This is a genomic window from Mesorhizobium sp. AR07 (assembly GCF_024746815.1).
GTDB lineage: Bacteria > Pseudomonadota > Alphaproteobacteria > Rhizobiales > Rhizobiaceae > Mesorhizobium.
Window position 1 is genome coordinate 2,039,530 of sequence record NZ_CP080525.1, and the last position, 18,297, is coordinate 2,057,826.

Consider the following 18,297-nt stretch of genomic DNA (forward strand, 5'->3'; position numbering starts at 1 on the left):
TCAGGCCACCTCGTCGACCAGCAAGGCTCCTGTCGGCAGCCGCCCCATGACGGAAATCGCCTGCATCGTCGCTGTCACGTCACGCATCGGGGTGGCGTTCAACCTGGCGACGAGCACGATCTCGTCGACCATGGCGACAAGTGGCGAGGCATTCAGATTCTCAGCGAGCGCGCCGCCATCGATGACGACCAGTTCGAAACTCCGGCTCGCTTGGGCCAGCATGTGCTGCGCGAAATAGACGCCGTGCGCTTCCTGGAAGATCGCCTTCGGCCGGCCCCTGCCCAGAAGGGCAACGTTGCTGTTCGGGGCGTAACGGCTGACGGCTTCAAACGCATACTCGCCGCGCAACACATCGAGTATCCCGGGCTGCGGGTCCGTCTGGCCGTTGCCGGTGTTGGTATCGACGAACAGCACCCGGCTGCCCCTGGCCGCCGCGGCGTTGGCGAGCAGCCGTGCGATCCTGTTGCGTTGCTGGCCATCTTCTGGCGGCGACGTCACCAGGATGGATGGCACCAGCGGCCAATCCGGCGGACGTCGGCCCGAACTGAACATGCGCCGGAGCGCAAGGCCCACGACTGCGTCCGTCTTCTGACTGGTCGCGACGGCCGGGCTCGTGCCGAAAGGCCACCAGCGCCGTCCTGCCTTTGCTCCCGCCGGCAGGATGCCAAGCACGGGGGCATCGATCGTGGATTGCATCTGGGCGCTGGAGAGCACTGTCGGCGAGAAGTACTCCGCGATCAGCGCCAGGCCGGTGCCCAGTCCCAATCCGCCGAACACAGCGCCAAACAAAAGCAGCCCCAGCGGCGGCCAGCTCTTTTTCTGGGCCGGCATGGCATCCGAAATGACGCGCGCATTGGTGCTGTCGACATTGACCTGCTCGCGCGTTTCCTGAGCCCGCTGCAGATAGGTTGCGTAGACGGAACGGACCGCCTCGAGATCGCGCTGCAATTCGCGCAGCCGCACGGATGCCTGGTCGGTGTCGAGCGACTTGCTCTTCAGGCCGGCGACTTTCGCTTCCAGCGCCTGCTGGTTGGCGAGCGCCCGCTCGTAGTCGGTCTCGGCGGCCGTCTGGATCCGGCCGAGCTCGCGCGCGATCAACTGCCGCGTGTCGCGCAACTGCTGCTGCGCGGCGATCATCGACGGATGGCGTGGTCCAAGCTCCGTGCCAAGCTGCGAAACCTGGTCGACAAGCGTTGCTTCCTGTGACCGCAAACTCGAAATCACCGATGAGCGCATCGCTTCCGAGGTTGCATCCGGCGCGCCGCCCTGCCGGCGCATCTGGTCGACCTGCGCCTTCAGCGTCGCGGTGCGGCTTTGTGCCGCCGAAAGCTGCGTGTTAAGCTCGGTCAGCTCCTGGTCGCTGACCAGATTGCCTGCTGCCATCACCATGTTGTTGGCGGACTTGTAGGCTTCGACGGCATTCTCGGCCTGCTGAACGCGCTTGCGCTGCTCGTCCAGCCGAGCGGCGATCGCCTTCGACGCATCGGTGGCGGCTTGCGCGCGCGCGCTCCTCTGGTCGGCCAGATAGGCCTGCGCGATGGCATTGGCCAGAAGTGCAGCCTTGTCGGCGCTCTTGGCGGTGACGATCACGTCGATGACCAGAACCTTGTCCGCCCGCTTCACCGCCAGGCGGCGGCGCAGGTTGTCGAGCGTTGCCACTGTCCCGTCGGTCGCGGCTGAACCCGAACCGAGGACGCGCGACAGCGCGCCCTGCCCGTTGAATTCCGGATCCTCGGTCAGGTTGGTCGCCGCGATGGCCCTGAGCAACACGCCCGTCGACTGGACGACGCTGACCTGGCTTTCAACCTGCGTGATGCCACCATCGGGCGAGACCCGGCTCGGATTGACATCGTTGGTGACCACTTGCAGGTCTTGCGGATCGATGATGATTTCCGCCACCGAGCTGTAGAGCGCGGGGGTGAGGAGGCCGTAGAGCATCGTTGCGAGCGTCAGCAGCACCGCGGTGCCGATGATCCAGAGGCGACGGCGCACCAATATGCGCTTCAGATCGCCAAGCTCGACAGTCGAAGGTTGGTATGATCCCGCTGATTCCATCGATCCCGCTTCCGGAAAGTATTGCTGAGGCGCCGCGGGCAGAGATGATAGCATAGCTGCCTCCTACAATACTCCATTTGCCTGCAAGACCAAATTGCGGCTTGATCCTAGCTATTCCCCCAATTGTTAAAACATTATTAATTATGTTCGGAGCTTTTGTGATTTTTGGCACGGAGTTTGCTTGGAATGAACCCGGAGTGTTGAGATTGCAAAACCGAGCAGGAGACGGACGTAGATGGGGCAACACTTCAACCAGGCCGGCCGCGTCGGCAATGACATGTGTCAAACCCTCGGATGTTCGGTATGCAGGTAAGCCTTCGCCTGGACAGCCGATGCGTCCGCGCTTTTCACGTCATGTTGCTTCAGCGACTGGCCTCGCTTGCGGACGTGACGGTGGTCATCGACGCCCGGCCAGCTGGCGGCGTCCCGCGCAGCGCCGAGGCCTTGTTCCAACTCGAAACAGCAATACATGGCTTGCCTCGCGACGGGCTGGCCAGGCACGTGCCAGTTTCGGAACTCGCTCCCTACCGCACGGAGCGGCCCGTTTCACCCGACCTGGTGCTCGATCTCTGCGGTGACGTCAGGCTGGAAGGCACGCGGGTCTGGCGTGTCACCTACGATGGCGCCAGTGGAGAAGCGGCCTTGTTGGCCTTGATCCTCAACGGCCAGACGCCGTTAGCCCGGATCGAGGAAAACGGCGTTGCGATTGCCGCCGGGCGCCTGGGAACCGAGTATGGCGGCATCGCACTGGCGTCCTTCCAGGACATGCTGGCGCGCACGGCAAGCCTGATCGTCGCGGCTATGTCAGGCGCGGCAAAGGCCGTGCCGGCGCTGCCCGAGCCGGCGCAAGCTGGTGCCCCGCCGCCAATGCCGTCGGCCGGCAAGCTTGGCGTCAGGGCAGCCAAGTCGCTGGCGCGGCGGATCGTCCAGAAGATCTACCATCTTTGCTACAACGCGCCGCACTGGAAGGTCGGCTGGCGGCAAACCGGGGGCCGGGATCTCTTCGACCTGCGCGCGCATCCGGCATCGGGCTGGCAGGTGCTGCCGGACGATGGCAGCCGCTTCTATGCCGATCCGTTCCCGATCCTTCATCAGGGCCAGCTCACCCTGTTCGTCGAGGACTATATCCACCGGCTTGGCAAGGCCATCATCTCCGCCGTGCCGTTCGGTCCGGCCGGGCCGCTTGGAAGCCCGGTGCCCGTGCTCGAACTGCCCTACCATCTCTCCTATCCCTTCGTCTTCGAGCGCGACGGCGCGGTCTGGATGATCCCGGAAAGCTGTGCCAACAGCACGGTCGACCTCTACCGGGCGACCGTGTTCCCCGGTGGCTGGGTCAAGGAAGCCACACTCCTGTCTGGCGTCGTTGCCAGCGACGCCACGCTGGTCGAACATGACGGACGCTGGTGGATGTTCGCCACCGTCAGGAACGGTGAAGGCACCACCCGGGACGGCGGAGGTGCCTTCTCCGACGCGCTGCATCTGTGGTCGGCGCCGGATTTTCGCGGCCCCTGGACGCCGCATCCGAACAATCCCGTGCTGATCGACATCGCCTCGGCGCGACCGGCCGGCCGCATGGTGAAACGCGGCAATGATCTGCTGCGCCCGGTGCAGGATTGCCGCAGGAGCTATGGCGCGGCCCTCGGCATCGCACGCATTTCTCACCTTGATTTGATCGGCATGGAGCAAGTTGTCGAGACCATCTTGAACCCGGGTGCGCTATGGGGTGGACGCAAGCTCCACACCCTCAACGAGGCGGGCGGCTTCGAGTTCATCGATGGCTCGGCGATCTCGCCGCGCTGGAAGCGTCGGGCCGATTAACCTAAACACCGGTTACTATCGGCCTCACGCAAAGGTTGCTTGAGGTTGATAGGGCCGGCAAGATACTCAAGGGACGAATACCCGGAGAGGCATGATGAGTAGCCAGAAGGTTTCTGAAGTGCCTGCCGGAAACACCGAGCCGACCATGGTCGACGTGGCGATTGTCGGCGCTGGAATGGCCGGCACAACCCTGGCCACGCTTCTGGGCAGAGCCGGACGTCGGGTGGCGCTGATCGATCCGCATCAGACCCATCCTGACGAGTTCAGGGCCGAGAAGCTCGGTACGGGCCAGGCGCGTCTGTTCGAGAAACTGGGTCTCGACGCGACCGTCCAGCCTCTCATGACGCCGATGGACGATATTCATGTCTTTCGCCTTGGCCAATTGTTCTCACGCGAACGGCGCCTGGAATACGGATTTTCCTATGGTGCGCTGATCAATGGCTTGCGAGCCGCCTTGCCGCATCAGGTGCCGCTGACCGTGGCCAAGGTCGCCGAGATCACGACCGGACCGGACAAGCAGCGGCTTGTTTTGAACACCGGCGCCATCATCGAGGCGCGGTTGGTGGTGGTGTCCACCGGCCATAGCGAGGCGCTGCGGCGCGCCGTCGGCGTCCGCCGCATCGAAGACTCCAAGGCCCATTCGCTTTCGATTGGATTCGATCTTGCCATCGCGCCGGGCGAATGCGCCTTTCAAACCGTCACTTGTTTTGGCCGGCGAGCCGAAGACCGTATCGCCTATCTCAGCGTGTTTCCCATCGGCGGCACCATGCGCGCGAACATGTTCGTGTATCGGCAGGCGGGCGAGCCGTGGACCAAGGCGTTTCGCAAGGAGCCGCAGAAAATGCTCTGCGAACTCATGCCGGAGATCGCGGCGCAATGCGGGAACTTCAAGGTCGGCGGGCCTGTCGAGATCAGGCCGATCGATCTGACGCGGACGGAAGGGCATCGGCGTGACGGGGTTGTCTTCATCGGCGACGCGTTCTGCACGACGTGTCCGACGCCCGGCGTCGGCATCGAGCGGGTGATGACCGATGTCGATCAGCTCCATTCGCTCCACATCCCGCGCTGGCTCGAAACACCAGGCATGGCGGCCGACAAGATCTGTGCCTTCTATGACGACCCGGTCAAAATCGCCGCCGATGAGAACGGCATGCGGGCGAGCTACTATGCCAAGGCGATCACCATCGGCACAGGGCTGGAATGGCGCATCCGCCGCCTGCGCAACAACACAGCCCGCCAGCTGATGATCGTCGGCCGCAAGATGAAGCATTTGGGACAGCGGCGGTCGCCCGGTCTGGCGTGAGGGTCCTCCACCTGTTCTCGTCTTCGAAGGCGACAGCGTCTTCCTTTCTCCCCCCCTGCGGAGAAAGGAAACGTCCCCGCGTGTCTCCGGCGTTGCAAGAGGATAGCCGGCGCCAGAGCTGCCGATCTCCCTCCTCATGCGGGTTGAGAAGTGGGCTGCGCAGCGGACGAAAAGCCAATTGCTTGGCTTGCCGACCGACGAACGTCAGGCAGGACAAGGGGCGCCGTAGAGCGCTGCTTTTGAACAGTTCGGGGAACCATCCCCCGGTTGCGATTTTGCGACAACGCCATGTACAAAGCAAAAAGCGCGACGCGCCTCGCGGGAGGAACACCCATGTCAGACAACACCTTGCCGCTGGTCATCAGCGCGCCGGAACCACGCACGCTCCACCTTATCTTCACGCCGCCGCAGCTGGCGCGCTTGCGGAAAAAATACCGCATCGTCGAGACCACGCCCGACGGCGTGACGAAACTGCCGGGCGAAGTGCTGGCTGAAGCCCGCTACATCGTCGGCCAGCCGCCGATCACGCCTGAGACGCTGGCGAGCATGAAAGCGCTGCGCTGCGTCTTCAATGTCGAGAGCAATCTCATCAACAACATGCCCTACGAGACGCTGTTCGCGCGCGGCATCCATGTCGTCACCACCGGCCTGGTGTTTGCCGAGCCGGTGGCCGAGCTTGGCCTGGCCATGGCGCTCAACCTCGCCCGAAACATCGTCGACGCCGACCTCGCCTTCCGCCAGGGCAAGGAACTGTGGGGCGGCGACGGCAACCAGACGGCGCGGCTGCTGTCGGGCGCCGATGTTGGCATCATCGGCTTCGGCGATCTCGGTCGCGCGCTGAACAGGCTGCTGTCGGGCTTCCGCACCCGCACAAAAGTCTTCGATCCCTGGCTGCCGCCATCGATCCTCATCGACAATGGCGTCGAACCGGCCTCGCTCGATGAGGTGCTGTCGACGAGCGACTTCGTCTTCGTCGTCGCTTCGGTGACCAGCGAGAACCAGGGCTTTCTTGGTGCAAATGCCTTTGCCAGCATGCGCAAGGGCGCCGCATTCATTCTGCTCAGCCGCGCCGGCGTCGTCGATTTTCCCGCCCTGATGGCGGCGGTGACGAGCGGCCACATCGTCGCCGCCAGCGACGTCTTCCCGGAGGAGCCGCTGGCGCAGCACCACCCGGTTCGTGCCCTGCCCGGCTTTCTGCGCTCGGCCCACCGCGCCGGTGCGCTCGACATCGCCTTCAAGCGCATGGGCGACATGGTGCTGGAGGACATGGACCTGATCGACCGTGGCCTGCCGCCTCTGCGCTCCAAGCGCGCCGAACGCGAGACGGTGTCGCGCATGCGGTCGAAGCCGGTGGATAAGAACTGACGGCGCAGGAGCAGATGACAAGGCTGTCCTCGACCGGGTCAGCCGGTGACAATCTTCGGCGGGATGCGGCCCCTGGTTCGGCACTCGTCGTAAAACACAGCCACCTCCCGAAACGGCACCACCAAGCTGCCGGGTGTCCTTGACTTCATTGTCCTTGCCAAGCACGGCGACACGGTCGCCATTGTTAAGTTCAAATACCTGTCGACTGGTGAGCGACGATGCCTGGCGAAGTTGCCTGACGCCAGCCGATTGAAGTCGTTCGCCCCAATTGATGGCACCAAAATTCGTAGGAACTGGGTGCAAGACGAAGAGCTGGCCACCATAGGCACGCTATTCAATCGGTCCCACGATAGACATGGCCGACTGCAGGTGCATTAGTGACGCAAGGATATCTCCCTCAAAATACAGACAGCGTGCGGTCCTTGGGTAATGGAGATCAGGCGTGCTACTGAACTTTGTTGAGGTCTTTCGTCGCGAACTGAGCGTTGTCAATTTTCGTCGCGCCGCCATACGCAGCGGCACCGTGGCCGGACTCAGATCGAAGGCCGCCAGCAACGCTGCTCCCCATTTTCTTGTCGATCGCGGCGATGCGGCACTCGACGACGCAAATTCCGCCCCCAAGCGCGGTACGGTTCGGACGAAGGGAAACAGCAATCTCACGGGGATAGCCCTATCGGGTGGCGGGGTGCGCTCGGCCTCGTATTGCCTCGGCGTCTTACAGGCTCTGGAGTCCCTGTCGCCGGCGGGCAGTCCACGCCCGCTTGATGCCGTCGACTATCTCTCCACTGTGTCGGGCGGCGGCTATATCGGCACTTCGGTCGTGACCGGGATGATGCAGGACAACCGCTCATTCCCGTTCGAAAGCCGGCTCGATGAAGCAGAGACGCCCGAAACGCAGCATTTGCGTGACTTCTCCAATTTTCTGGCACCAACGGGTGCGGCGGACTATCTGGTCAGCATCGCACTCGTGATGCGTGGCCTGCTGGTCAATGCCTTGATCGTTCTGCCGGCTCTGCTGTTGCTCGCGGTGCTTACCATCTCGATCAATCCAACGGTATCCGACCTGGTGACGCCTGGTATCTTCGGCATTTCAGCGGCGAAATTGCCAATGCTCAGCGGGACCATGAAATACTTTGCGCATACCGTTGCTCTCGCAGCGCTGGCGGCATTGCTGATGTTCGGCAGCGCACTCTACACGTCGATGACGTTCCGCAATGGCACGCTGAAGAGCCGCGAAGTTCTCGGACGCGCCCTTGGTGTGCTGGTTGCGGTGGTGTTCGCCTCGTTCGTCGTCGACATCCAACCCCTGGTGCTTTCCGGGATGCTTGCAAACGCAAACGACAAGGTGATCACCTCGGCCGATCAGACATTGGTTCTGGCGGAACCATTTCAGGGCCTACTTTCGGCGTTCGCGAGCATTCTGCCGTCGATTGCCACGGTGCTGGTTCCGGCGGTGGCGGTTCTGATTTCAGTCGCGCAGAAACTGGCCAAGCTTGCGGAGGCAGCGTTTGGCGACGTTACCTGGAGCGCGACGATCAAGAAGAACAGCAGCCGATTTGTATTGTACCTTGCCGCCGTGATTGTGCCGTTCCTGCTGTGGACAGCATACATATACCTAAGTTACTGGGCGATCCGAAAAGGCGGCGAGTGGTGCGGCGTGGAAACCCCACGCTGGCTGAAAACGATCACGCAATGCGAGGCGGATTGGTACATTGGGCCCCTTTCTCGACTTGGTCCGATCGGCGCAACATATCTGGGCCTGGCTTTGGCTCTCTCGCTTGTCTGCCTGTTGATTGGGCCGAATTCGAACTCCCTCCATAGACTCTATCGTGATCGTCTCAGCCGTGCCTTTCTCATGGAAAGAAAGACCATAGGCCAGCGGCCATCGGAATCGATCGACACGTGGAAATTCTCATCGTTGAAGCCGTTCGATGAGAAGATCGGAAGATGGAAGGAAGGCGCTGCGTTTTCGCCGTATTTCTTGGCGAATACCGCCATAAATCTTGAAGGTTCTGACGACCTGAACAAGCGTGGACGCAACGCTGACAATTTCATTTTCAGCCCACTCCACGTCGGCAGCCAGTCGACCGGCTATGTCAGGTCGCAGGATATCGAGCGTGTGGTGCCCGACCTCAGTCTTGCAACGGCGATGGCAACCTCTGGTGCGGCGGCGTCCGCGAATATGGGACGAAGGACCATCAAGATTCTTACGTTCAGCCTATCGCTGCTGAACATTCGCCTCGGCTACTGGTTGGCCAATCCTGCTCGCATCGACGCATTCAAGAATCGTCTGACTCGATGGATCGCAAATGTCGGCACATGGTACTTCGCGGCGGAGACAGCCGGGCTTCTGAATGAGAAACAGCTCAATGTTTACCTGACGGATGGTGGTCACATCGAGAATCTCGGCATCTACGAGCTGCTTCGCCGGCGCTGCAAGGTCATCCTCGCGGTCGACGCCGAGGCCGACCCGGCTTTGACGTTTCCATCGCTGGTGAACCTGGAAGTTATGGCCCGTATCGATCTCGGCGCGAGAATTGATCTGGGATGGCAAGCGATCCAGGCCAATGCACTCGGCGTCACGCCAGCCGCTCCTTATGGCCCTGGCGGTGCGCCTGGGCGGCATGGTCCGCATGCCGCTATTGGCATCATAAAGTATGACGACGACGAAGCGGGCGTCCTGATCTATATAAAATCATCATTAAGCGGGGATGAGAACGACTACATTCTCGACTACATGCGGCGAAATCCAACGTTTCCTCACGAAACGACCGTTGATCAGTTTTTCACTGAAGAACAGTTCGAGGCTTATCGCGCCTTGGGGTTCCATGCGGCACGTGGAATCCTGACCGGCGTCGACAACTTTGGAAAACCGGCAGCGGCTCCGGAGGGCTGGAGCAGCGAGGTTGCCGAGGCTCTCGCCTTGCTCAACGTGCCAGGATCAATGGCGGCGGCGGCCGTGGCTCATATTTGATTTGACTGAAGGCCGGCAGGCCATGAGCATGCCTGCCGGATGCTGGCACTCGGCACCCGGTGCGCGCGCTGCTCCGTGGATCATGGCGACTATCGCAGATATCCGACCACGAGCCGCGTGGCCTCGTCGATGAGCGTTCGGATCGCTTCCGCCCCAAGCCTTTCAGGGCCGTGCGCGCCCATTGGCGCTTCATTGGTTTTCTCACCCCGCAAGGCCAGCGTTCGTTGCGTTGTGCCGATCTATCCGCTGGCTCCGGGTGGCACAGCCAAGGAGGTCGTGCCGGCCACGGGTGAGTTGCTGCGGAAGCTTCTGGAAGAGCCCGGGCCTGCCAAGGTCATTGTGATCGGCAATTCGGCGGGCCGGACTGGGGCTGGCGGCGGCGCAATGGCTGAGAGATTCCGGATACCGGCAACCGAACGGGCTGGTGCTGATCTCGCTCGGGGTGAATGCCTCGCTGGGCGGCACGGAGCGGATGGCGATCGCCGCTCGTGATCCCTTGCTGGATATTCAGGGCACGATCGAAGGGGCACGTCTCTATCCCGGCGAGCTGGATGTCACCCATCCCTATGTCAGTCCGTTGAACGGCGATTTCTATCGCCTGGCGCCGATGCTCGTCTTCTCCGGCACATCAGACCTGCTCTATCCCGACAGCGTCGATCTGGCCGCCAAGGCGCGGGCGACAGGTGTGCCGGTCGAGCTGCATCTGCGACTGGACCAGCCCCACAATTATGCCGGGCTGCCGACGCCGGAAGGCCGCCAGGCGCGCGCGATCATCCTGCGTGCGGCTGCCAAGGGACTGGCGTGATCCGTCACCCTGGTGAGCACACACGGCGAACCGCCTCGGCAGGGCGCTGGAACCTTTTCGCGGCGCTTGCGTTCTTCACCCGGGTCGTTTCCCATTCGATCCAGAACTCCTCCAATCAAATACCCCGTCAGGCTCCGGCCGGCGGGGTTTTTTCATCCGCGCGGCCAGGACGCACCGGCTTCCTGTTTTGGCGGAACAATCGTCCTGCCCCAAGGTTATGAAAGCAGCCGGGCGGTGGGAAGCCCGGTGTGCTCCAGAAGGCCCGTCACGATTCGCGTCGGTGGCGGGCCTTTTCGTTTTGGTCTCCCACAACATCCGGAACTTTCCAAACAAAGCGACGTTGGTCCTCGCCGGTCAGGCAACAATCCACGAAAAGGAAAATTCCATGGGAAGCACCAGCGACAAGGCCTCGGGTCTCGCCAATGAGGCCGTAGGCAAAGCCAAGGAAGGCGTCGGCAAGGCCGTCGGCAATGACCGTCTGCGGGCCGAAGGCGCCGCGCAGGAAGCCAAGGGCAAGGTCCAGAAGGCTGTCGGCGACGCAAAGTCCGCCGTCAAGGACGCGACAAACAAGACAGCGGCCGCGATCAACAAGAACCTCTGAGGGCTCTTAGCTCAATCCAAATTCCGAGGGCCGTCCGGCAGGGCGGCCTTCGTCGTTGCAGAACAGAGACCTAATTGGGCATGTGCGCATTACGTGTCCGAGGACCCTTCCTGAACGATGTGCCGCCCGGTCCGAAAGATCCGCCTGAGGATGTGGCGCGCGATCTCGGCCCGGTGCTTGTCCTGGCCTCGTAACTCAACGCCGCCGAGCCTTGCCGGCGCGCCGCCCTTATGGTCCCACACCATCCAGCTACCAGGCGTTTCCTGCAGACACTCGAATCTGTCCTTTGGCATCAGGCGAGTTTGTCTCTCGGCATCAAGTGTCCCCGTTCGCATGGCCCGTCGATCGAGGCACCTCTATCGATGGCCGACGCGGGGGTTGGGTTGGGCGGGGGTGGCTGGGTCCCCGCATCGGCCAGGGCGGCTCCTGAGGTCCACCGCGTCGCGAACCTAACGAGTTGCCCGCCCCCGAACAATTAAGCGGCTCACTTGGTACGCTTTCGGACAGTTCGCGGGACTCGCTAACCAATTGTCGGAAGCGTACAGTCCGTTTGTCGCTGGCCGTTGAATGGGCGCTGGCGCTTGAAAGAGCAGATCGCGCTTTCGCCCCCAACGATGGGAGAAGCGCGATGATTTTCAACGGCTCAGCGGATTCAGATCAGCTTTCGATCTTGGCCAAAGTGCTCGATGACTATTGCCGTCAGGCCGGCATTGCCGCGGGTCACCCGGCCAGGGAACGTCTTGGGCGACGCGCCATGGAGCTGTTCCAGGATGGCATGGACAAGTCCGCGGAACTGCTTGCGGCCCTGAACTCCAGCTACGACGAGTGGCTTGGCGAGGTTGATCCCCCCTCTTCATCGTTTCAACGGGCCCCCTTGTGGGCTGTCGAGGCAGCAGGCGCGGAACCATCCCCTACCGAGACAGTTGGTTCAGGTGGCGGCGGAGCATCGTGCTTCCCTCAAGCTGATATAGCGGACCACTCCGCTAATTCGTCGCCACGCCTCCTCCAGAGAAAAGATCCTGGCAAGCAGCGTTTCTAGCAGCAGGGAATGACTCGCTATCCGATTGTCGGAAGCGTACATTACTCTGGTCGCTGGCCACTGAATGGGCGCTGGCGCTTGAGAGTGTCGATCGTGCTCCCGCCCCTGCGGGAGCTACACATTGAACTACGAAATTTCAAAATCGACTGTCATCGGCCAAGCACTGGCTCGCGAGACCTCCTCTCGGTCAAGATTCCGAAATGAACTGTTGCGAAAAATGAGCGCGGAAGACCTCGCGCTGCTTGAGCCGAGTTTGCAACGAGTAGCCCTGCCGCTGAGAATGCCGCTTGCGACGCCCGACGTGCCGATTGAAGCCGTTTATTTCATCGAGCACGGAATTGCGTCGGTGGTCGCGCGCACGGCCAGCGGACACGAGGCGGAGATCGGGTTCATTGGCTATGAGGGGATGGCTGGATATTCGCTGGTGATGGCCGACGACCGCTCGTCGCAAGCCTGCTTCGTGCAACTCGACGGCGAAGCAATGCGCATCGATGCAGGCAGCTTTAATGTGGCTCTGACGACCAGCCCTACATTGCGGTTGTTCCTGTTGCGCTTCGTCAATTATTTGCAGATCCAGACCGGATGCACAGCGCTAGTCAATGCGCGGCTGAGGCTAGGGCACCGTCTGGCTCGATGGTTACTGATGTGCGACGACCGTGTTGTGGGGGTGCGTTTTTCCATTACCCACGAGTTCCTCGCCACGATGCTTGGCGTAAGACGGCCAGGCGTCACGGTCGCCCTTCAACAGTTGGAAGGTCTTGCTCTGATCCGGTCGCGCCGGGGTGAGGTCATCATACTGGACCGCCCTGGCCTGATCGCGCTGGCCAATGGCGGATATGGGGAGCCGGAAGCTGAATATATCAGGCTTTTGGGAGAGATCGGTTCGCGGGACTGATGATCGACCACGGAGCCTGTTGCCGTTGGTCGGCCCAACATTGTCGGTTTCATACAAATAATCCCTAAAGAATTGTCGAAATCGTACGGTTGCATCAAAGTAAATTTTGAAGTTGAACCTAATTGGATATTGCTCGCATAATGCGTCATAGTTAATAGACGGCGGCTTGTTTAAGTGCTTAAACAAAATTGTCATCAGCCATTGCAAGGGCGCTGATGCTTGAGAGCGCATAACATTCTCCCGCCCCCGCGAGAGCTATGCAATGACATTCAGTCAACCCAATATGTTTTCTGGAATCCCGATCGAGAGAAGTGATGGCACTATCTCGGTCCTTTCTACGCTTCCCCAAATGGCCGACGCTTTGGCAAACGACTGGCCATCCGATGGTCCAATGTTTTTAGCTGCGCTTGCTGCCTTGGTGGGGGAAAGAGTGGGATGTTGCAGCACAAGGGACGTCCACCGAGCCTTCATTGCTGCGGCGGTCGAAGCCGATTGTCTTCCCGACAGCTACATGAAGAAGTGAGCGCGAAATGCCCCTCACCCTGCGGACGACACTTTGCGAAACGAGAGATGCGTTGCACGTGCTGCGAAGAGCTTTGTTTGTTCGCGGGCATGTCGAAGCAATGGAAGAGATCGATTCCCTCATAGGCATCGCGGAAGACAAGGCAGTCCACGCGATCGGCGACATCGACCGGGCCGAGTTTCGAAAACCAATCCTCGTGGTCGTGGCGAACTCGGCGATGTCCGAAGACATCGTGGTTCCAGTGGCACTGCCCACGAGGCTCGGCGAGCTTCGCGAACAAGGCATGGGCCTCAGTGCATATTGCGGCAGTGCGCGCTGCGGTCATTTGGGGTCGCTGGATCTCGATGGCCTGATCGAGATCTACGGTACTCACTACGATTTCATCACCGAAAAGCGGCTGGCGTCGAAGCTGGTATGCAAACGGTGCCAAAATGTTGGGGGAAGGCTGGTCGTGGTCTCCGACAAAAGGCCCCGCTATTGAACTTCGGTCGCCGGACCGAATCTCGGCCACTCGTGCCTTTTCGCGCATAGACGGAACCTCTTGCATGACAGCCCGTTCCTGGAGGCGCCTCGGAAGCCCCCCGGCCGACACGGCGCCGGAAAGTTGGTCAAACAGCTTTCATTAAGCCCGCCACTGACCCCTCGGTGGTGGGCTTACGTTTGTCGGCTTCGTGCCAAGACTTGCTATCCGATTGTCGGAAGCGTACATTTCTCTGGTCGCGGGCCACTGAATGGGCGCTGGCGCTTGAGAGTGTACATCGTACTCCCGCCCTTGGGAGCCAGACGATGAACGACGACGCCGACAGCTCGGTCTCCGCAATCGATTTCCACACCCTTCGGTGCGCATTCAAAAGTTTGGTCGCCGAAGGTTTGCTGCCTGAAGCCACCTGGGTCGACCATGCCGAGGAAATGGTCAGAGACCTGACGGGATCGAGTGCTGTCGACCCTGAGATTATCCTTCGGATCATCCGCAAGTGACGCCATGACGCATTGGCAGGCTACGAAGTAATCTGCGGTCGTGGCTTGATAGCGTCTGCAGGGCTTGGAGGATCAGTCCGCGGCATCAGCGCGTTTGACGTGGATCGGAGTGCCTGGCTTCTAACGGGCTGCCAAAAGCGTCGGCCCATTGTCACGCAAGGACCAGAATAAATGTCGGAAACGTACAATTTCGGTCAGGCAGCACGCCCAAACTCGTTCTCGACGATATCGAGAAGCAGGCCGTCATTGTTTCGGCCGACAGGTTTTCTCAATCGCCAATCGCACCCCGACCGGTCGAACTCGATGGGCGCTGAATAGAACTCGGCGAAACCGAGCACCAACCGTTCGGCATCAACCAGGGACAGGTCGCTGCGGCGGCCGATCAGTTGTGCCGCCAGAACCGGAACGTTGACGATTCCAAACTCGTAGATTGTCTTGACCAGCGTGTGATTGAGATCGTCACGCAGCTCGATCGGGCAATTGTACATGGCAAACTCCTGTCCAAGAGGACTGGGTTTTCCCTCACTTTCACCATGCGCCGAGCACTTCGTTAAAGCAAGACAAATATCAAAAATATATTAATAAAATCAATTAGTTAGTATACTTAGCCAGTGGCGCAACCCAAGCACTTTGAGTACGTGGTGCAACAAAAGCGTTTGACTGTCTCGGAACCAAATAGGCCATTGGCAAATTGTGAGGCAGATAAGTCGCTTACTCATTCGGCTCACCGGCCCTGATCGCCGGCAGAAGGAGGCCCACCATGACTGACAATCTAGAGCGCCCAGAACGGCTGCAGGTCATGCTGAACGAGGAGGAATTCGCCGCCCTGGACACTTGGCGCTTCGACAAGCGCATGCCGAGCCGCGCGGCTGCCGTGCGTGAGCTGCTTCGTCGCGGCCTGGTCGCCGAGGGCTTTCTGCATGCCAGCAGTGGAACGCGGTCTGGCGACTTCGGTCTTCTGAAAGGCGAAGAAGACAAGCTTGCCCGTAGCGCAAAGAATTCGAGCGGATGAAAATGCGGCGCGCTGGCGTCCTATGGCTTGATAGCGTCGGCCGGAGCCTCGAAGGTTAAAACCTCGACCAGCAATTCGACAGGAGCCGCCAGGCCCTGAGGGTTGCGTGTATGCCCAGCGTCACCGCGGCCAGGTGATCCCCGGGGTCTGGTGATCCCTCCGGCTTGCCATTGTCGTTCGCCAGGTCGGCGGCAACCGGCGGCTTCACTTGCGGATGATCCACTCGACGACGCCGGCATCGACGTGAACATTGTCCGTCAGTTCGCGCATCATTGCCGTGGCGTGTTCCGCCCATTTCGTTTCGGGCAGTTGCAATTCGGCAATCGACGCCTTGAAGGCATTCCTCAGAATGTGGAAATCGAGCGCGGATATCACACCACTTTGGCTGTCGTCGTCTTCCATCGCATGTCTCCCGGCGGGGCGGGAGTACACGGCACTCTCAAGCACCGGCGCCCGTTTCGTGGCCGGTGACCTTTGGCCTCTTAGAGACTCTGCGCGCGCCCTCAACAACAAATGAGACCTGAGCGCGATGATGTTCTTTTCGTACAGAGCCGCTTGCGGTCGGAACGTTTTCTTGTCGCCGGCATTTTGAGTGCCACCGAACGACAGGAGACTTACTTGACCCGGCTGCCGCAGGACAAAGACCGGATTGAGCGCGCCACCCGCGAAGCCCAATCCATCATCGCCATCGAACGCGAGGCGCGTGCGGCAAAGACAGCCCGGCTGCGAGAGCAGCGGCTTTTGTCGGAGGCATCAGTTTCGACTGGGGCGGCCGCGGCAAAGCGCAAGCCCAACGCCCGAAAAGCGTCGCGGAAAATCATTGACGGGGACTGACGCTTCCGCATTCAACTGCTTGCTGAAACCGGCAAGGGCTACTTGCGCACGATCCAGTCGACAATGTCGTCGTCGATATCGTCAAGTTCGGTCAATTCGCGCGCCAGAAGCGTGGCCTGCATTCGCCATTCCCTTTCGGCGATGCGTCTTTCCACGACCGATTTTCTGAAGGCGCTACGAAGGATATCGCACTCGAAAGCCGATATTCTGTTGTCTGAATGGTCTAGCGCCATTTCAGTCTCCCGCGCAGAGGGCGGGAGCACCTGAGTTGGCTTCCAAGCGTCCGTGTGCCGTAGAAGGCGGACGACATGAGAAGCGTACGCTTTCGTACAGAAATAGCGAGTCAATTCGCAGTGGAACGTTGTCATCTCTTGGCGGTTGTAGAACGCAAGGGAGGGCTACCGGTGTCAGACCAGCCCAGCATTGTCGACACGCTCCGGATTGTCAGGGGGTTCCTGCGCCTTGCCCGCAAGGCCGTTGTCGACGCTCGCCATATCGAGGCGATGATTGAAATCGATACGCTTATGCAAATCGCTCAAGCTGAAGCGGAAAGACAGATTGCCATCATCGAACGGGCTGCCGGTTTGTCAAAGACATAGTCGCCGCGCATTGCCGCTGGCCTAACAATTGCGCGGGTCTTTGGCCGCTTTCGGACAGGTCGCGAGTCCGGACCTGGTGTGCCGGACTTGATAGCGCTTTGTTGTTAGCCGGCGGATTTTCTCGACGCGGCGCCCTCAGGGATATGTCGGTTTTGTACCATGCAGTGCTTGGTACGTTTCCGACACTAACGCTCAGGTCGATCTTTTCGTATGCGAACGGTGTTTGGGGGCCGCCGTGCATCGAATTCCATACCGCATTCCTAGGTTTCTCCGGTCCGAGTCCCTATGTGTAGCCGATCGTCGGCACGTTGTTACGGGCGCGGACGGCTGGGAGATCGGATGGCTCTTGCCCTGCATTGGGCCGCGCCATGTCTGATCCCCGCAAAATGTCTGATCCCGACAAAAACCACCAATACCGAAATCAACTCCTGCGGCTCATGCCTGCGGATGATCTGGCGCTGCTCGAGCCGCATATGCAGCGCTGCGACCTGCCGTTGCGCAAGATGCTGGTAACCCCCAATGTCCCGATCGAGGCCGTCTATTTCATCGAACAGGGCATTGGTTCGGTGGTCGCCAGGACGACGAGCGGCCACGAGGCCGAAGTGGGCTTCATCGGCCTCGAAGGCATGACCGGATCTTCGCTGGTGATGGGCGACGACCGTGCCGTGCATGCCTGCTTCGTGCAACTCCAAGGCGAAGCAATCCGCGTCGATGCCGGCCCTTTCAATGCGGCACTTGCGGCAAGTGCGACCTTGCGACTGTTCCTGCTGCGCTTCGTCAACGCCCTGCAGACCCAGACCGGCTGCACCGCGCTGGTCAACGCACGGCTGAAGCTCGAGGAGCGGCTGGCGCGCTGGCTGCTGATGTGCGACGACCGGGTGCCCGGCGAACGCCTCACCATCACGCACGAATTCCTGTCCATCATGCTTGGCGTGCGGCGGCCAGGCGTCACCGTTGCCCTCCAGTTGCTCGAAGGCCGCGCGCTCATCCACTCGCGCCGCGGTGAGATCGTCATTCGCGACCGCACCGGGCTGCTGGAACTCGCCAACGGCGGTTACGGCGAACCGGAGGCCGAGTATGCCAGGCTGATCGGCGAGGCCTGATCAAGGGCGCCCCGCGGCCGGCTTGCCCGATGGCGTCAGTTTGCCGGGCCGTGCCACACCGCCTTCAAATTCATCCGCCGCGCTATGCCGGCCAATTGGCCCATTTCTGCCAATCGGCAAGCCGGCATGCTCCAGGCTTGCCAGCTTGCATTTCGTCTGTTCGGCCGCTGCTCCGACAAGGCAATCGATGGCGAACATGGCACCGGCATGATCGCTCGCCGCGACCGCCTGGCGTATCTTGCTCAATTGAGCGTGCGTGTAGTCCAGAAGCTCGACTAGGCCGGTATGATCCAAACCGCCCTCCATCACAGGATGTCGAGAGGCCGATCGGGGTCGCTCTTGGTACCGAAATACGCCCATTTGCATGGCTTGCATAGCCAAACTGTCCAAAAC

The 18,297-nt window shown here is 60.9% G+C and carries 19 protein-coding genes; 15 read left to right on the plus strand and 4 right to left on the minus strand.

Annotated features, from left to right (window positions below; genetic code table 11):
* Positions 1-2,055 carry a GumC family protein gene (locus tag BPNPMPFG_RS10315; RefSeq protein WP_258595186.1) on the minus strand — a complete coding sequence of 685 codons (2,055 nt, stop codon included), beginning with the start codon at positions 2,053-2,055 and terminating at the stop codon, positions 1-3.
* Between the two features lie 303 nt (positions 2,056-2,358).
* Between BPNPMPFG_RS10315 and BPNPMPFG_RS10320 the strand changes: the two genes are divergently transcribed.
* The 11 genes from BPNPMPFG_RS10320 (at position 2,359) to BPNPMPFG_RS10370 (ending at position 14,356) form a co-directional block, all read left to right on the plus strand.
* The gene (locus BPNPMPFG_RS10320; protein ID WP_258595188.1) at positions 2,359-3,873 is read left to right on the plus strand and encodes a glucosamine inositolphosphorylceramide transferase family protein; all 1,515 of its coding nucleotides are present in this window, start codon (positions 2,359-2,361) and stop codon (positions 3,871-3,873) included.
* 94 nt (positions 3,874-3,967) lie between these two features.
* Entirely contained in the window at positions 3,968-5,176 is a 1,209-nt protein-coding gene (locus tag BPNPMPFG_RS10325) for an FAD-dependent monooxygenase (protein WP_258595189.1), read from the plus strand.
* A gap of 333 nt (positions 5,177-5,509) precedes the next feature.
* A complete protein-coding gene (locus tag BPNPMPFG_RS10330; RefSeq protein ID WP_258595190.1) occupies positions 5,510-6,541 on the plus strand; it encodes a hydroxyacid dehydrogenase in 1,032 nt (343 codons plus the stop codon).
* Between the two features lie 442 nt (positions 6,542-6,983).
* Positions 6,984-9,515, plus strand: coding sequence for a patatin-like phospholipase family protein (locus BPNPMPFG_RS10335; protein ID WP_258595192.1), 2,532 nt, complete (start codon positions 6,984-6,986; stop codon positions 9,513-9,515).
* Positions 9,516-9,936: 421 nt separating this feature from the next.
* A complete protein-coding gene (locus BPNPMPFG_RS10340) occupies positions 9,937-10,320 on the plus strand; it encodes an alpha/beta hydrolase fold domain-containing protein (protein WP_258596698.1) in 384 nt (127 codons plus the stop codon).
* A gap of 385 nt (positions 10,321-10,705) precedes the next feature.
* Positions 10,706-10,921, plus strand: coding sequence for a CsbD family protein (locus tag BPNPMPFG_RS10345; RefSeq protein ID WP_044548173.1), 216 nt, complete (start codon positions 10,706-10,708; stop codon positions 10,919-10,921).
* A gap of 628 nt (positions 10,922-11,549) precedes the next feature.
* A complete protein-coding gene (locus BPNPMPFG_RS10350) occupies positions 11,550-11,960 on the plus strand; it encodes a hypothetical protein (RefSeq protein ID WP_258595195.1) in 411 nt (136 codons plus the stop codon).
* A gap of 217 nt (positions 11,961-12,177) precedes the next feature.
* Complete coding sequence (locus tag BPNPMPFG_RS10355; RefSeq protein ID WP_258596699.1) at positions 12,178-12,855, plus strand: Crp/Fnr family transcriptional regulator; 678 nt, start codon at positions 12,178-12,180, stop codon at positions 12,853-12,855.
* Positions 12,856-13,117: 262 nt separating this feature from the next.
* Complete coding sequence (locus BPNPMPFG_RS10360; protein WP_258595197.1) at positions 13,118-13,378, plus strand: DUF982 domain-containing protein; 261 nt, start codon at positions 13,118-13,120, stop codon at positions 13,376-13,378.
* 7 nt (positions 13,379-13,385) lie between these two features.
* A complete protein-coding gene (locus BPNPMPFG_RS10365; RefSeq protein ID WP_258595198.1) occupies positions 13,386-13,859 on the plus strand; it encodes a hypothetical protein in 474 nt (157 codons plus the stop codon).
* 305 nt (positions 13,860-14,164) lie between these two features.
* Positions 14,165-14,356 (plus strand): hypothetical protein, encoded by a 192-nt coding sequence (locus tag BPNPMPFG_RS10370; RefSeq protein WP_258595200.1) that lies wholly within the window; start codon positions 14,165-14,167, stop codon positions 14,354-14,356.
* Positions 14,357-14,550: 194 nt separating this feature from the next.
* On the opposite strand, the gene BPNPMPFG_RS10375 is transcribed toward BPNPMPFG_RS10370, so the two are convergent.
* Positions 14,551-14,844: a hypothetical protein gene (locus BPNPMPFG_RS10375; RefSeq protein WP_258595202.1), complete on the minus strand. Its 294-nt coding sequence runs from the start codon at positions 14,842-14,844 to the stop codon at positions 14,551-14,553.
* A 272-nt stretch (positions 14,845-15,116) separates the two neighbouring features.
* Between BPNPMPFG_RS10375 and BPNPMPFG_RS10380 the strand changes: the two genes are divergently transcribed.
* A complete protein-coding gene (locus BPNPMPFG_RS10380) occupies positions 15,117-15,368 on the plus strand; it encodes a hypothetical protein (RefSeq protein WP_258595204.1) in 252 nt (83 codons plus the stop codon).
* A 204-nt stretch (positions 15,369-15,572) separates the two neighbouring features.
* On the opposite strand, the gene BPNPMPFG_RS10385 is transcribed toward BPNPMPFG_RS10380, so the two are convergent.
* Positions 15,573-15,770, minus strand: coding sequence for a hypothetical protein (locus BPNPMPFG_RS10385; protein WP_258595205.1), 198 nt, complete (start codon positions 15,768-15,770; stop codon positions 15,573-15,575).
* A 216-nt stretch (positions 15,771-15,986) separates the two neighbouring features.
* On the opposite strand from BPNPMPFG_RS10385, the gene BPNPMPFG_RS10390 reads away from it, so the two are divergent.
* The 3 genes from BPNPMPFG_RS10390 to BPNPMPFG_RS10400 all read left to right on the plus strand — a co-directional run bounded on the left by BPNPMPFG_RS10390 (position 15,987) and on the right by BPNPMPFG_RS10400 (position 17,904).
* A complete protein-coding gene (locus BPNPMPFG_RS10390; RefSeq protein ID WP_258595207.1) occupies positions 15,987-16,202 on the plus strand; it encodes a hypothetical protein in 216 nt (71 codons plus the stop codon).
* Between the two features lie 404 nt (positions 16,203-16,606).
* Positions 16,607-16,801: a hypothetical protein gene (locus tag BPNPMPFG_RS10395; RefSeq protein WP_258595209.1), complete on the plus strand. Its 195-nt coding sequence runs from the start codon at positions 16,607-16,609 to the stop codon at positions 16,799-16,801.
* Positions 16,802-17,187: 386 nt separating this feature from the next.
* Positions 17,188-17,904 (plus strand): Crp/Fnr family transcriptional regulator, encoded by a 717-nt coding sequence (locus BPNPMPFG_RS10400; protein ID WP_258595210.1) that lies wholly within the window; start codon positions 17,188-17,190, stop codon positions 17,902-17,904.
* Here the strand turns inward: BPNPMPFG_RS10400 and BPNPMPFG_RS10405 are convergent, their stop codons facing one another.
* Positions 17,905-18,279 carry a hypothetical protein gene (locus BPNPMPFG_RS10405; protein WP_258595212.1) on the minus strand — a complete coding sequence of 125 codons (375 nt, stop codon included), beginning with the start codon at positions 18,277-18,279 and terminating at the stop codon, positions 17,905-17,907.
* Positions 18,280-18,297 lie beyond the last annotated feature (18 nt).

Coding starts and splice junctions, on each gene's coding strand:
- BPNPMPFG_RS10315 (WP_258595186.1), bottom strand. CDS start 2,055: ATGGAATCAGCGGGATCATACCAACCTTCGACTGTCGAGCTTGGCGAT.
- BPNPMPFG_RS10320 (WP_258595188.1), top strand. CDS start 2,359: ATGCAGGTAAGCCTTCGCCTGGACAGCCGATGCGTCCGCGCTTTTCAC.
- BPNPMPFG_RS10325 (WP_258595189.1), top strand. CDS start 3,968: ATGAGTAGCCAGAAGGTTTCTGAAGTGCCTGCCGGAAACACCGAGCCG.
- BPNPMPFG_RS10330 (WP_258595190.1), top strand. CDS start 5,510: ATGTCAGACAACACCTTGCCGCTGGTCATCAGCGCGCCGGAACCACGC.
- BPNPMPFG_RS10345 (WP_044548173.1), top strand. CDS start 10,706: ATGGGAAGCACCAGCGACAAGGCCTCGGGTCTCGCCAATGAGGCCGTA.
- BPNPMPFG_RS10350 (WP_258595195.1), top strand. CDS start 11,550: ATGATTTTCAACGGCTCAGCGGATTCAGATCAGCTTTCGATCTTGGCC.
- BPNPMPFG_RS10355 (WP_258596699.1), top strand. CDS start 12,178: ATGAGCGCGGAAGACCTCGCGCTGCTTGAGCCGAGTTTGCAACGAGTA.
- BPNPMPFG_RS10360 (WP_258595197.1), top strand. CDS start 13,118: ATGACATTCAGTCAACCCAATATGTTTTCTGGAATCCCGATCGAGAGA.
- BPNPMPFG_RS10365 (WP_258595198.1), top strand. CDS start 13,386: ATGCCCCTCACCCTGCGGACGACACTTTGCGAAACGAGAGATGCGTTG.
- BPNPMPFG_RS10370 (WP_258595200.1), top strand. CDS start 14,165: ATGAACGACGACGCCGACAGCTCGGTCTCCGCAATCGATTTCCACACC.
- BPNPMPFG_RS10375 (WP_258595202.1), bottom strand. CDS start 14,844: ATGTACAATTGCCCGATCGAGCTGCGTGACGATCTCAATCACACGCTG.
- BPNPMPFG_RS10380 (WP_258595204.1), top strand. CDS start 15,117: ATGACTGACAATCTAGAGCGCCCAGAACGGCTGCAGGTCATGCTGAAC.
- BPNPMPFG_RS10385 (WP_258595205.1), bottom strand. CDS start 15,770: ATGGAAGACGACGACAGCCAAAGTGGTGTGATATCCGCGCTCGATTTC.
- BPNPMPFG_RS10400 (WP_258595210.1), top strand. CDS start 17,188: ATGTCTGATCCCGACAAAAACCACCAATACCGAAATCAACTCCTGCGG.
- BPNPMPFG_RS10405 (WP_258595212.1), bottom strand. CDS start 18,279: ATGCAAGCCATGCAAATGGGCGTATTTCGGTACCAAGAGCGACCCCGA.